17 protein-coding genes are annotated in these 11,753 nt (G+C 67.7%); 8 read left to right on the top strand and 9 right to left on the bottom strand.

Going from position 1 to position 11,753, the window contains the following annotated elements; genetic code table 11:
* Window positions 1-20 precede the first annotated feature (20 nt).
* The 6 genes from arfB to rsmI are packed head-to-tail and all read right to left on the bottom strand — an operon-like array spanning window position 21 to window position 4,114.
* Window positions 21-464: an alternative ribosome rescue aminoacyl-tRNA hydrolase ArfB gene (gene arfB, locus ACP15H_RS26705; protein ID WP_425069159.1), complete on the bottom strand. Its 444-nt coding sequence runs from the start codon at window positions 462-464 to the stop codon at window positions 21-23.
* Window positions 461-1,024, bottom strand: a complete 564-nt coding sequence (locus tag ACP15H_RS26700) for an ankyrin repeat domain-containing protein (protein WP_425069158.1) — start codon at window positions 1,022-1,024, stop codon at window positions 461-463. Before ACP15H_RS26700 ends, arfB begins: the two co-directional genes overlap by 4 nt.
* Window positions 1,021-1,983, bottom strand: coding sequence for a glutathione synthase (gene gshB / locus ACP15H_RS26695; RefSeq protein ID WP_425069157.1), 963 nt, complete (start codon window positions 1,981-1,983; stop codon window positions 1,021-1,023). Before gshB ends, ACP15H_RS26700 begins: the two co-directional genes overlap by 4 nt.
* Window positions 1,984-2,027: 44 nt before the next feature.
* A complete protein-coding gene (locus tag ACP15H_RS26690) occupies window positions 2,028-2,855 on the bottom strand; it encodes a SirB1 family protein (protein ID WP_425069156.1) in 828 nt (275 codons plus the stop codon).
* 3 nt (window positions 2,856-2,858) lie between these two features.
* Entirely contained in the window at window positions 2,859-3,224 is a 366-nt protein-coding gene (locus ACP15H_RS26685; RefSeq protein WP_425069155.1) for a YraN family protein, read from the bottom strand.
* Window positions 3,221-4,114, bottom strand: a complete 894-nt coding sequence (gene rsmI / locus ACP15H_RS26680) for a 16S rRNA (cytidine(1402)-2'-O)-methyltransferase (protein ID WP_425069154.1) — start codon at window positions 4,112-4,114, stop codon at window positions 3,221-3,223. Before rsmI ends, ACP15H_RS26685 begins: the two co-directional genes overlap by 4 nt.
* Before the next feature lie 122 nt (window positions 4,115-4,236).
* Between rsmI and ACP15H_RS26675 the strand changes: the two genes are divergently transcribed.
* Window positions 4,237-5,319 (top strand): penicillin-binding protein activator, encoded by a 1,083-nt coding sequence (locus ACP15H_RS26675; RefSeq protein ID WP_425069153.1) that lies wholly within the window; start codon window positions 4,237-4,239, stop codon window positions 5,317-5,319.
* A 1-nt stretch (window position 5,320) separates the two neighbouring features.
* Window positions 5,321-6,058 carry an HAD family hydrolase gene (locus ACP15H_RS26670; RefSeq protein WP_425069152.1) on the top strand — a complete coding sequence of 246 codons (738 nt, stop codon included), beginning with the start codon at window positions 5,321-5,323 and terminating at the stop codon, window positions 6,056-6,058.
* Window positions 6,059-6,119: 61 nt separating this feature from the next.
* Here the strand turns inward: ACP15H_RS26670 and ACP15H_RS26665 are convergent, their stop codons facing one another.
* The gene (locus ACP15H_RS26665; protein WP_425069151.1) at window positions 6,120-6,911 is read right to left on the bottom strand and encodes an aspartyl/asparaginyl beta-hydroxylase domain-containing protein; all 792 of its coding nucleotides are present in this window, start codon (window positions 6,909-6,911) and stop codon (window positions 6,120-6,122) included.
* Window positions 6,912-7,108: 197 nt separating this feature from the next.
* On the opposite strand from ACP15H_RS26665, the gene ACP15H_RS26660 reads away from it, so the two are divergent.
* From ACP15H_RS26660 to ACP15H_RS26650, 3 genes are all read left to right on the top strand, one after another.
* Window positions 7,109-7,999 (top strand): class I SAM-dependent methyltransferase, encoded by an 891-nt coding sequence (locus ACP15H_RS26660; protein WP_425069150.1) that lies wholly within the window; start codon window positions 7,109-7,111, stop codon window positions 7,997-7,999.
* An 11-nt stretch (window positions 8,000-8,010) separates the two neighbouring features.
* Complete coding sequence (locus tag ACP15H_RS26655) at window positions 8,011-8,310, top strand: hypothetical protein (protein WP_425069149.1); 300 nt, start codon at window positions 8,011-8,013, stop codon at window positions 8,308-8,310.
* Window positions 8,311-8,535: 225 nt separating this feature from the next.
* Complete coding sequence (locus ACP15H_RS26650; protein ID WP_425069148.1) at window positions 8,536-8,703, top strand: hypothetical protein; 168 nt, start codon at window positions 8,536-8,538, stop codon at window positions 8,701-8,703.
* A gap of 6 nt (window positions 8,704-8,709) precedes the next feature.
* Here the strand turns inward: ACP15H_RS26650 and ACP15H_RS26645 are convergent, their stop codons facing one another.
* Window positions 8,710-9,060, bottom strand: a complete 351-nt coding sequence (locus tag ACP15H_RS26645; protein ID WP_425069147.1) for a (2Fe-2S) ferredoxin domain-containing protein — start codon at window positions 9,058-9,060, stop codon at window positions 8,710-8,712.
* Window positions 9,061-9,067: 7 nt separating this feature from the next.
* Window positions 9,068-9,334 carry a DUF6489 family protein gene (locus ACP15H_RS26640; protein WP_068193552.1) on the bottom strand — a complete coding sequence of 89 codons (267 nt, stop codon included), beginning with the start codon at window positions 9,332-9,334 and terminating at the stop codon, window positions 9,068-9,070.
* A 43-nt stretch (window positions 9,335-9,377) separates the two neighbouring features.
* Here ACP15H_RS26640 and ACP15H_RS26635 point away from each other — a divergent pair, with 43 nt between their 5' ends.
* From ACP15H_RS26635 to ACP15H_RS26625, 3 genes are all read left to right on the top strand, one after another.
* A complete protein-coding gene (locus ACP15H_RS26635; protein ID WP_425069146.1) occupies window positions 9,378-10,565 on the top strand; it encodes a diaminopropionate ammonia-lyase in 1,188 nt (395 codons plus the stop codon).
* A gap of 21 nt (window positions 10,566-10,586) precedes the next feature.
* The gene (locus ACP15H_RS26630; RefSeq protein WP_425069145.1) at window positions 10,587-11,009 is read left to right on the top strand and encodes a DUF2267 domain-containing protein; all 423 of its coding nucleotides are present in this window, start codon (window positions 10,587-10,589) and stop codon (window positions 11,007-11,009) included.
* Between the two features lie 81 nt (window positions 11,010-11,090).
* Window positions 11,091-11,711, top strand: coding sequence for a hypothetical protein (locus tag ACP15H_RS26625; protein WP_425069144.1), 621 nt, complete (start codon window positions 11,091-11,093; stop codon window positions 11,709-11,711).
* The last annotated feature ends 42 nt before the right edge of the window (window positions 11,712-11,753 follow it).

Genomic DNA, 11,753 nt, shown 5'->3' with positions numbered 1-11,753 from the left:
CCTCAACCTTCCCCGTGCCGTCAGTCGTCCGATGTCCGGGCTTTTCGCAGGGATTTGACCGCGCCATGGCGCTTCTTGTCGTCGACGCGCCGGCGCTTGGCGGATCGGCTCACCTTGGTCTTCACGCGCGGAACCGGCTTGTGGGTCGCCTCGCGGATCAGTTCGATCAGGCGGGCGAGCGCCTCCTCGCGGTTGCGCAACTGGCTGCGCTGGCCCTGGGCCACCAGCACCAGAACGCCGTCGCGCGTGAGGCGCCGCCCGGCGAGACGCTCGAGCCGCTGGCGCACATCGTCCGGCAGCGAGGGCGAATTGCGAACGTCGAAGCGAAGCTGCACCGCCGTCGAGGTCGTGTTGACGTGCTGGCCGCCGGGGCCGGCGGCGCGCACGAAACTCTCCTGGATCTCGTCCGGGTCGATCGACAGCGAGCCGGTCACCCGGATCGGCGCCGCCCCGGTCGCGGTCATTCCTTGCCGCCGGCCTTGCGCAGCATCGCCTCGATGGACCCCCGGTTGTTCTGCTTGGCATAGGTGACCGCGGTGCGCCCGGTGAAGTCGCGCGAATTGGGGTCGGCCTTCTTGTCGAGGAGAAGCCGAACGATCTCCGCATAGCCACGCCCCGAGGCGATCATCAGCGCCGTCTGGCCCTGGCGATTCTGGCCGCGCGGGCTCGCGTTGCGCCGCAGCAGGATGTCGACGATCTCGACATCGCCCTTCTCGGCAGCCCGCATCAGCGCCGTATAGCCTTCCGGGTCCGCGGTGTCGGGCAAAGCGCCGCCCTTCAAGAGGGTCTCGACCACCGGAATGTGCCCGGCGCGCACCGCCACGACCAGCAGCGGCTGGCCGTTGTTGGCGGTCTGGTTCGGGCTCTCCTGCTTCAGAAGGGCCTGCCGCACCTTCTCCTCGTCGCCCTCCATGACCGCCTTGACGATCTGCTTCTGGCCGAACAGGTCCGAGTTGGACGTCTGCGCCAGGACGGTGCCTGCCGCAAAGATCATCGACAGGGAGAGAAAGGTTCGTCGGATCATGTCTTGCTCCCGCGGGTCTCCTGATAACGGACCTCGATCCGGTCCCAGATTTGCGCCTCCAGCGAGACGCCGTCGAAACGATTGATCTGCTGCAGGCCGGTCGGCGAGGTGACGTTGATCTCGGTGAGATAGTCGCCGATCACGTCGATGCCGACGAAGATCATTCCAAGCCTCGCGAGCTCCGGCCCGATCGTCTCGCACAGCTCGATGTCGCGCTTGGTCAGCGTGGCCTTCACCGCCTTGCCGCCGACATGCATGTTGGAGCGTGCCTCGCCGGCCGCCGGCACGCGGTCGATGGCGCCGACCGGCTTGCCGTCGATCAGGATGATGCGCTTGTCGCCCTTGCGCACCTCCGGAAGATAGCGCTGGGCGATCACCGGCTCGCGGCTGCGCTGCGAGAACATCTCCAGCAGCGAAGCGAAATTCTCGTCGTCGGGGCGCACGCGGAAGACGCCGGCGCCGCCGTTGCCGAACAACGGCTTCAGGATGATGTCCTGGTGTTCCTCGCGGAACTCGCGCAGCGCGCGCGCATCGGCGGTGATCAGCGTCGGCGGCATCACATTGTCGAAATGCGTGACGAACAGTTTCTCCGGCGCATTGCGCACGCTGGCGGGATCGTTGACCACCAGCGTCTTGGGATGGATGTGCTCGAGCAAATGCGTCGTGGTGATGTACGACATGTCGAACGGCGGATCCTGGCGCAGCAGCACGACATCGATGGTCGAGAGATCGATCATCTCGGCGGCACCCAGGGTGAAGTGATTGCCCTTCTCGCGGCGCAGCTTCATCGGCTGCGCACGGGCCATCACCTTGCGGTCGCGAAAGATCAGATCCGGCGGCGTGTAGTGCCACACGGTGTAACCGCGCTTCTCGGCTTCCAGCCCGAGCACGAAGGTCGAATCGCCGTCGATGTCGATCGTCGAGACATGGTCCATCTGGATGGCGACGTTGAGCTTCATGACAGTATCCTGACTTGGCGACGCGAGACGTGGATCGGCTGGTTTCAGTTAAGGCCGCGGCGAAGTTCCTGCAACAGCGCCGAGGCGCTTCGCCGGAGATCGGTATCGCCCTCGAGTTCGAGGAGGCGCTCGTAGGCCGCGATCGCTGCCCGGCGCTTGTCGAGGCGCGCATTGAGCTGGCCGGCCTCGAACAGCAGCTCCGTCCGGTCGGGCGCGATCGCCAGCATGCGGTCGAGGGAGCGGGCGACGCCGTGCCAGTCCTCGCGCCTGGCCAGGCGCAGCCGCACGTTGTTCTCGAGCCGCAACAGCACGTCGCGATCAGGGACGGGATCGAAATGCGCCGGCATCAGCTCGGCGTCGGGGCCGAGAACCTGCCGCAGCAACCTGCGCAGATCGGCGGCCTCGCGCACGACGCCCTCGTGGAACGGATCGACGACATGACGCGCGCCGTCGATGCCGACGCGGATCAGGAAATGACCGGGAAAGGCCAGGCCTTCCGCCTGCCATCCCAGCGCGCGGGCGACGTGCAGGTAGAGGATCGACAGCGCCACCGGCAGGCCCTTGCGGCGCTCGATCACGCGCACGAGGTCGGCATTCTGCAGGTCGTCGTAGGTCTCGCCGTCGCCGCGATAGGCATAGGACCGCGCGATCACCTCCGAGAGCGACGCGGGCGACGGGCCGCGCCGGTGAACCAGGTCGGCAAGCTCGTCCGTCATTGCCGTGACGTGCTGGCGGAAGGGCGTGAGGTCGGTCGCCTCGCCGCGACCGAGCACGCTCAGCAGCAATCCCGCCTCCAGCAGGTCGATGCGTTCGCCGTCGCCGGCACAGGCATCCTTCAGTCGCTTCAGGTCCGCCGCGCGTTCGTCAGCCACGGGTCACTCCGGCGCTTGCCAGACGTCGGGCAGATGGCGCGGCCACATGCCGCCGACCAGCACCGCGTCGAAGCGCACCGAGCAGGCGGCGTAACGCGGATGGTGGGCGATGAACAGGCTGGCGGCGCGCGACACCCGGCCGAACTGGCGATCGCCCAGCGCGTCGGCGGCCTTGATGAAATCGCCGCGCGCCTTGACCTCGACGAAGGCCAGCACGTTGCCGCGACGGGCGACGATGTCGATCTCGCCCAGCCGGGTCTTGTAGCGGCGCATCAGGATCGTGTAGCCACCGAGCCGCAACCGCCAGACCGCCCGCCACTCGGCCGTATGGCCCATGCGATAGGCTTTCTGGCGGGCCTTCGTCGTCATGCCGCGCTCCGCTTGAGCTCGAGCGCGCGGGCATAGACGTCGCGCCGCTTCAGCCCGTAGCGCGCCGCCACCTCGGCGGCGGCATCCTTGACCGATGCGCCCGCCATGGCCTCGCGCAGCGCCTCGTCGACCGTGTCGGCGCTGCGTGCCCCCTCGGCGGAGGGCGCCCCGACCACGATGACGATCTCGCCCTTCACGTCGGGATGGGCGGCGTAGTGCGCGGCGAGCTGAGCGAGCGGCGCGCGGCGCACCTCCTCGAACAGCTTGGTGAGCTCGCGTGCCACCGCGGCGGGACGGTCGCCCAGCAGATCCTGCAGATCGGCCAGGGACTCGGGCAGCCGGTGCGGCGCCTCGAAGAACACCAGGGTCGACGGGATGGTGGCCACTTCGCCGATCGCGCGGCGACGCTCGGTCTGCCGGGCCGGCAGGAAGCCCGCGAAGAAGAACCGGTCGGTCGGCAATCCCGACAGAGCGAGCGCCATGGGAACGGCGGAGGCGCCCGGCGCCGACGTGACGGAATGGCCTGCCTCGACCGCCGCCCGGACCAGCCGATAGCCGGGATCGGAGATCAGCGGCATGCCGGCGTCCGACACCAGGGCGACGCTCTTGCCGGCGGCGAGCGCCCGCACGAGGCGCGGCTCGGACTTGTCCTGCGTGGCGTCGCTGTAGGACACGGTCGGGGCGGAAATGCCGTAGTGGGTCGCGAGTTTTGCGAACACCCTCGTGTCCTCGCAGGCGATCAGGTCGGCTGCCTGAAGCACGTCCAGTGCCCGCAGCGTGATGTCGCGCATGTTGCCGATCGGTGTGGCAACAATATGCAGCCCCGGGGAGAGCGGCGGTTTACGCGGGGGCTGCCCGTCGGTAGCTTGGGGCCGTTCGTCCAAGTCCATCTGTTTCCGATCGCCGGAGTTTCGCGCCGATGCGTAGGTCATTCATTGCGCTTGCCACAGCCGCCCTTTTGTTGGGCGCCTGCAGCGAGCCTCCCCAGACTAGCACGAGGACCGCGCAATCGGTGACCGTAACGCCGAAGGCCGGTTCCCCGCTGACTGCCTCCGGCAAGGTCCGTATCGCCCTGCTCCTGCCGCTCAGCGGCCGCGCCGCCCCGATCGGCCAGGCGATGCAGCAGGCGGCCGAAATGGCGCTGTTCGACAGCAGCTCCAAGGAACTCGCCTTGTCGGCCTACGACAGCGGAGAAAGCGCCGAAACCGCCGTCGAGGCCTATCGCAAGGCCCGGCTCGATGGTGCAGCCCTCGTGCTGGGACCGCTCTACGGCACCTCGGCCAGCGCCCTGGCGCCGCTGGTGAACCAGGGCGGCATGAACGTGCTGGCCTTCTCCAACGACGAGCAGGTCGCGCAGCGCGGCGTCTGGATCATGGGTATCGCCGCCCCGCCTCAGGTCCGCCGCGTGGTCGATCATGCGCTGGAGACGGGAATCCGCCGGTTCGCGACCTTCGCGCCACAGACGACCTATGGCGAGCAGATGAGCCGCACGCTCGAGACCTATGTGACGACACGCGGCGGCACCGTGGTCGGCCGCGAATTCTTCGACCCCAACGGATCGAACATCGCTGCCCAGGCCCGAGAACTCGCGGCCTCGGCCAAGGGGGACGGCGGCAAGGTTGCCGTCCTCGTGCCGGTGGCGCCGCCCCTGCTCTCGACCGCGCTGGCCTCGCTGGCGACCAACGGCCTCGACGGGCGCGCGGTCCAGTTCATCGGCACGGGCGTGTGGGACTTCCCCGGCGTCGGCGCGGAAACCATGCTGCGCGGCGCCTGGTATGCCGCGCCCGATCCGGCCCGGCGCGCCGACTTCGAGCGCCGTTTCGTGTCGACCTATGGGCGGCCGCCGCACCGGCTGGCGACCCTCGCCTATGACGGCGTGGGCCTGGCCGGCCAGCTCGCGCGGATGAAGCCGGGCGGCGACTTCTCGGCCGAGGCGATCACCAACCCCAACGGCTGGTCCGGCGTCGACGGCATCTTCCGCTTCCTGCCCGACGGCCGCTCCGAGCGGGCGCTCGCCGTGATCGAGATCCAGGGCGACCGCGGCGTGGTCGTCAGCCCCGCCCCCACGACCTTTGCGGGCCAGCCGACGAACTGACATGGCCGATCTTTCCAAAGCGGGCCTGCCCCGCGCGATCCTGTTCGACATGGACGACACGCTGATCCGTGCCTACGCGCAGCCGGAGGAGGCGTGGACCCGCCTGCTCCATGTCTTTTCCGCCCATCTCGACGCTCATGACGAGGCGGCCATCGTGCGCGTGCGCACCGCCATCATGGAAGAGGCGCGCGCCTTCTGGAACGACCGGGCCGAGGCCGCGAAGTGGCGGCTCGACATCCCGGGCGCCCGCCGGCTGTCGGTCCGTCGCGGCCTCGCGAAGCTTGGCCGCGCGGACGACGAGCTGGCCGACCGCATCGCCGATTCCTTCACCGAACTCAGGCGCAAGGAATACCGGCTCTATCCCGACGCCCATGCCACGGTCGACGCCTTGCGCGATGCCGGTGTCCGGCTGGCCCTCGTCACCAACGGGGCCGCGGAGACCCAGCGCGCCAAGATCGAGCGGTTCGAACTCGCCCACCGCTTCCACCACATCCAGATCGAAGGCGAGTTCGGCCAGGGCAAGCCCGAGCTCGCGGTCTACCGTCACGCGCTGGAGCGGCTGGGTGTGGCTGCAGAAGACGCCTGGATGGTCGGCGACAACTACGAATGGGAAGTCGTAGCGCCGCAGGCGCTGGGCATGTGCGGCATCTGGTACGACCCGTTCGACGCCGGCGTGCCGGCGCATGCGACGGCCAGGCCGACGCGCATCATCAAGCGGCTGGCAGAGCTGATCGAGTAGAGTTTACCTGAAGAAACACCCCGTCGTCCTGAACGCAGTCGAAGGATGACGGGACATACTTCTACGCCGCGCCGTTGCCTGCGTTGCGCGGCGGGACGCCGATTGCGGCGCGTTCGTAGACGGCCTTCACCTCGGCGCTGCGACGCCCGAGTTCGTAGCGCAGGCTGGTGTAGAGGTTCACCGGAAACGGCATGTCGGCATTGAAGTCGATGATCAGCACGACGCGCGTCTCGTCGGTCTGGTTCTTGACCCAATGCTCGCGCGTGTCGTCGAACACCAGCGGCACACCCTCTTCCCAGAAGAAATGGTGGCCACCGATCTCGATCCAGCACTTCTCCGGCTCGCTGGGCACGATCAGCGGATAGTGGAAGCGGACCACGCCGGCTGCGGAGCCGCGATGCGGCTCGATCTCGGCCCGGCCGGCCAGGATGCTGAACAGGGCGGTGTGCACGCCCGGCAGCCGGTTGATGGCGGCCATGGTGTCGGGAACGGCCGCGGTGTTCTCCGTGATCTCGTGGCCGTAGATCTTGAGGATGAACGTGCGCCACGCCCGGCCCGGCACATAGAGATCCCGCGGATGGACCTCGTGAAGAGTCGGGATCGCTTCATGGTGACTGAGCAGGTAGTCCAGGTCGGCCTTGATCTGGGCGTGGCTCTTCTTCAACTCGGCCAGAACGGGAAAGGACTTCAGCGCGTCCTCGCCCGACAGCGGCAGCTTGGGCATGTTCCGCAGGATCCAGTCCGACAGCTTGAGATTCAGGTTCTCGAGCGGCTCCTGGGGCACCCAGATGTTCTTGGTGAGATAGAAGCGGCCCTTTTGGCCAACGCCCTGCGGCAGATCCGTCGTCGTCATGCGGGAGCAATCCTGCGTGTTGCAATGCCCGATTTTTTGCATCGATGGCGCGAGTAACCGGCGCCTCGTGCGTCGCTCAGCGCGTACTTCTGAGACAAACTTTTCTCCAATGCAATAACCCGAATGTCGCAAAAACCGTGTGGTCCGCTGCGTCCGCGAATGGCTTATGGTGCGCCGATGAACATCAGGGCCACTCAATGACCGAAATCGCTCACGCTGCCGGCGCCTCGCCAGAAGCCATTCGCGCCCACTACGACGTCGGCAACGATTTCTATCGGCTGTGGCTCGACGAGACGATGACCTATTCCTCGGCGATGTGGCGCGACGAGAACGACGACGCCTCCCTGGCCGATGCGCAGCGCCGCAAGATCGACTGGCATCTGCGCAACGCCGGCGCCGACCGCTCCTCCAGCCTGCTCGACATCGGCTGCGGCTGGGGCGGCATGTTGCGCGCCGCCGTCGCCACGCGCGCACCGGGCGCCCCGCCGCTGGCGCGCGGCGTCGGCCTGACCTTGAGCGATGCGCAGGCCGAACTCGCCCGCGCGGCGATCCGCGACGCCGGCTCGCCGCCGGTCGAGATCCGCGTCGAGAGCTGGGCCGACCATCGCCCGGCCGAGCCCTACGGATCCATCATCTCGGTCGGCGCGTTCGAGCACTTCACCAAGCCCAAGGACGATGCGGCCACGAAGACCGCGATCTACCGCCACTTCTTCACGCGATGCCGCGACATGCTCGCGCCCGATGCGCGCATGACCCTGCAGACCATCGCCTATGGCGATCCCGACGACAAAGTGCCGATGGGTCCCCTGGTCGAAGACATCTTCCCCGACTCCGAGCTGCCCCGCCTGCCGGAGATCCTGGCGGCCGCCAACGGTCTGTTCGAGGTCGAACGCTTCCGCAATGACCGGGTCGACTATGGCCGGACCTGCGAGATCTGGGCCGCCAACCTCAAGGAAAAGCGGGCCGAGGCGATCGCCATGGTCGGCAAGGACCAGACGCGGCGCTACGAGCGCTACCTGAAGTTTTCGGCCTGGGGCTTCTTTTCGCACCGTATCCACCTGTTGCGCTTCCGCCTGAAGCGCCGCTAGCAGGAGCCGCCATGACCGCCCTCGACGCCTTCGCCGCCAGCGTCACGGCCGACGCGCCGCCCGCCGGATCCAGTCCGGCGGTGCAGGCTCTCTGGTGGGCCCGTCGCGGCGACTGGGCGCAGGCCCACGAGTGCGTCCAGGCGCACGAGGGCGAGCCGGATTGCGACAGCGTGCACGCCCATCTACATCGCCAGGAAGGCGATCTCGCGAATGCCGGCTACTGGTATCGCCGGGCAGGCCGGCCGGTGTCGCAGCAGTCCCTGAGCGAGGAATGGACGGCCCTGGCGACGGAGCTGCTCGCGAGGAGCTGACGTCGAGATCGGCCATCCCGCACATTCCACGCGGATACCGGGCACGATCGCCCCCTCGACGGTACCAGGATACCTGCCTAAGGGGGTGCGACTCTGGCTTCGATTATTTCGTTTATTTCGTTTATTTCGGTTGGGCTCGCGAACGACGTCACCGGGGAAGCCCCGGTCCGCGCGTCGGGCCGTCCAGAAGGGACGACCGGTCGGGACGGGTCGTAGCTCCGTTCGATGAGCGGCTTCGCGATCGGCGGCATCCGCGATGCCGCCCGCAGGGAACGCCTCCCGGCCTCCTACGTTTGGAGGGCAGGAGGTCATGCCATGCTGGGCGCCATCGTCGTCATGATCATCTTCGCCGGCTCGCAGTGGCGCGGACAGCGCCGCGCACGCGGTCTCTGACGCCGGCTATTTGTCTTCCGGCTTCAGCATCAGCCGCTCGACCCGGCCGCCCTTCAGCAGGTGCGTGTCCAGCACCTCGTCGACGTCTTCCTTGGTCGGCACCCGGTACCAGATCCCCTCGGGATAGATCACGAGAGTCGGCCCCAGCTCGCAGCGGTCGAGGCATCCGGCGTTGTTGATGCGCACGTTCTTGAGGCCGAGCGCCTTGGCGCGGCTCTTCATGTGGTCGCGCAGGGCCTCGCCGCCGCGTTCGGCACAGCAGCCGCGCGGATGGCCGGCCGGGCGGCGGTTGGTGCAGCAGAAGACGTGGGCTTCGTAGTAGGGCTTGGGATCGGCTGGCTTCTCGCGCTGGCTCATGATCCGCCTATTCCTTCTTCGTCGATCCGCCGGTGGCGATGTTGGCGAGCTGGGACCAGAAGACCTGCTGCATCTGCTGCATCTGGTCCATGCCCTGCATGGAAGCCGGCAGCCAGGTCTTGAAGATCGTCTCGGGGTTCATGGCGCCGAGGCTGGAGCGCAGGCGCTCCTCGATTTCACCCATGATGCGATCCTGCATGGGCTTGATGTCCGGCAGGCCCATGAAGGCGCGGGCCTCCTCGGGCGTACAGGTCACTTCGACATTCACCTTCATGGGCTACTCCGTTTTGCGGAGCTTAGCATGCTATGACCCCGGCATGACGACCCCCCGATTGGCCCCCGGGTTGGCCCCTTGGCTGACCAAAAATCCGCGCAGCACGCGCCCCCTCGAATTCGGTCGCGAACAGCAGTTCGTGATCAATCCCAACGGGATTCCCGAACTGTGCGAGGAGCTGAAGGCCTGCCCGGCGCACAAGCCGACGCCGCTCTACGAGCTGCGGGCCCTGGCCGCACGGCTGGGCGTGGGCGAAATCCGGGTCAAGGACGAGAGCCAGCGCTTCGGCTTCGGCGCCTTCAAGGCGCTGGGCGGCGTGATCGCCGTCGCCAACGTGCTCACCGGCGCGGTCGGCGACGCCTACCATTCCACGCCCTCCTTCGAGAGCGTGATGAAGGGCGAGCACAAGGAAATCACCGGCCGTTTCGTGTTCACCGCCGCCAGTTCGGGCAATCACGGCCGCTCGGTCGCCGCGGGCGCCAAACTGTTCGGCAATCGCTGCGTGATCTTCCTGCCGAAGTTCACCAGTGCCGAGAAGGAAGCCGCCATCCGGGCGCGCGGCGCCGAGGTGATCCGGGTCGACGGCGACTATGACACGGCTGTCGCCGAGTGCCGCCTCCAGGCCGAGACCAACGGCTGGACGATCATCTCCGACACGTCGTGGGAGGGCTACGATTCGGTGCCGCGCAGCGTCATGCGCGGCTATTGCGTGCTGGTCCACGAAGCCGCCGTCCAGCAATGGGGCGCGGCGCCCACCCATGTCTTCGTGCAGGCCGGCGTCGGCGGATTGGCCGCGGCGGTGATCGGCTATCTCTGGGCGGTGTGCGACGAGCGGCCGGTGTCGATCGTGGTCGAACCCGAAAGTGCGGACTGCTGGTTCCAGAGCAACCTCGCCGGCCAGCCGACGCTGGCCAGCGGCGATGCCGACACGGTGATGGGCGGCCTCGCCTGCCGCGAGATCTCGCCCGTGAACTGGCCGATCATCGGCCAGGCCGCCGACTGGTTCATGACCATCGGGGAGGACAGCGTCCTGCCGGCCCGCCGCCTCTACGCCAACCCCTTGGGCCACGATCCCGCGATCATCTCCGGCCCCTCGGGCTGCGCCGGTCTCGCCGGACTGATGCGCGTCTGCACCGACGAGGCCGCCTTCAAGGCGCTGGGTCTCGGGCCGACCTCGCGCGTACTGCTGATCAACAGCGAGGGCAATCTGGGCGAGCCCTTGCCGTCCTGACCCCGTCATGGAGTGACGACGATGCCGGTGCCCGTCGAGTACAAGCGCGCGTCGATGACCTTCGAGCAGTTCATGCTCGATGCGCGGGATATTTCCGGCCTCGCGACCACGCACCAGACCTATACGATGGTGCAGGGCGTGTTTCAGGCCTTCCGCCGACGGCTCGACGTGAAGGAGGCGATCCGGTTCGCCAACGTGCTGCCGCCCGTCCTGCGCGCGCTCTTCGTTGCCGACTGGGATCTCGACGAGCCACGCCGCCCCTTCGAAGATCGGAACACCATGACGCGCGAAGTGCAGGCGCTGCGTCCCGACCACAATTTCGCACCCGATTCCTCGATCCGCGACGTTGCCGCCGCGCTGCGCCGGAACATCGACCAGGTCGAGCTGGACCGCGTCCTGGCAAGCCTGCCGCCCGGCGCCTCGGCCTTCTGGCAAGCCGACTAACCCTCAGTTGTTCTTTCTATCCCCCTGCCCTCTGTGGTAGCAAATCGCGCCGACTCATCCGGCAGGGGGAGATACAAGACAATGAACGTGGGGAAACTGGCGGGCCTTGGCCGCCTGATGATTTCTGTCGGCCTGGTGTCGACTTCTGCGGCTTGCGCGACGGTGGTCGGCGGCACCACCCAGGACGTCTACGTCGATAGCGAGCCGAAGGGCGCCGCCTGCACCGTCAATCGCCAGGGCGCCACCGTCGGATTCATCAAGCCGACACCGGGCAAGGTGGCCCTCTCGCGTTCCAAGGAAACCGTCATCCTGAGCTGCGCCCTCGACGGCTACGAGCAGTCGAACGAGGTCCTGGTCGCCAGCTTCACCGGTGCCACGGTGGGCAACATCCTGCTCGGCGGACTGGTCGGCGTCGCCATCGATGCGGCCTCCGGCGCCAACAACAAGTACCCCGAGCGCGTGATGGTCATCCTGACACCCGCGAGCTTCCCCAGCGACGAGGCGCGCGATGCCCACTATGCCGGCATCCGCCAGCGCATCGAAGCCGGCGCCAAGGCCGAAATCGACCTCGTGAACACGCGCTGCAGCTCGACCAACCGCGAACTCTGCACGATCGAGGCCAAGCAGATCGCCGACGCCCGCGACAAGGCACTGGCCGATCTCGACCGCCGCCGGCTGGCCGCGAAGGTGGTGCCGGCCTGACGTCAGCTCGCCGACGTTCTTGTCTCGCTGCACGAAGCGACG

The sequence above is a fragment of the Reyranella sp. genome (genome assembly GCF_965249915.1).
In the GTDB taxonomy this organism is placed as follows: Bacteria; Pseudomonadota; Alphaproteobacteria; order Reyranellales; family Reyranellaceae; genus Reyranella.
Note: the sequence above shows the minus strand (reverse complement) of the source record. Positions and strands in the feature narration are given on the sequence as shown.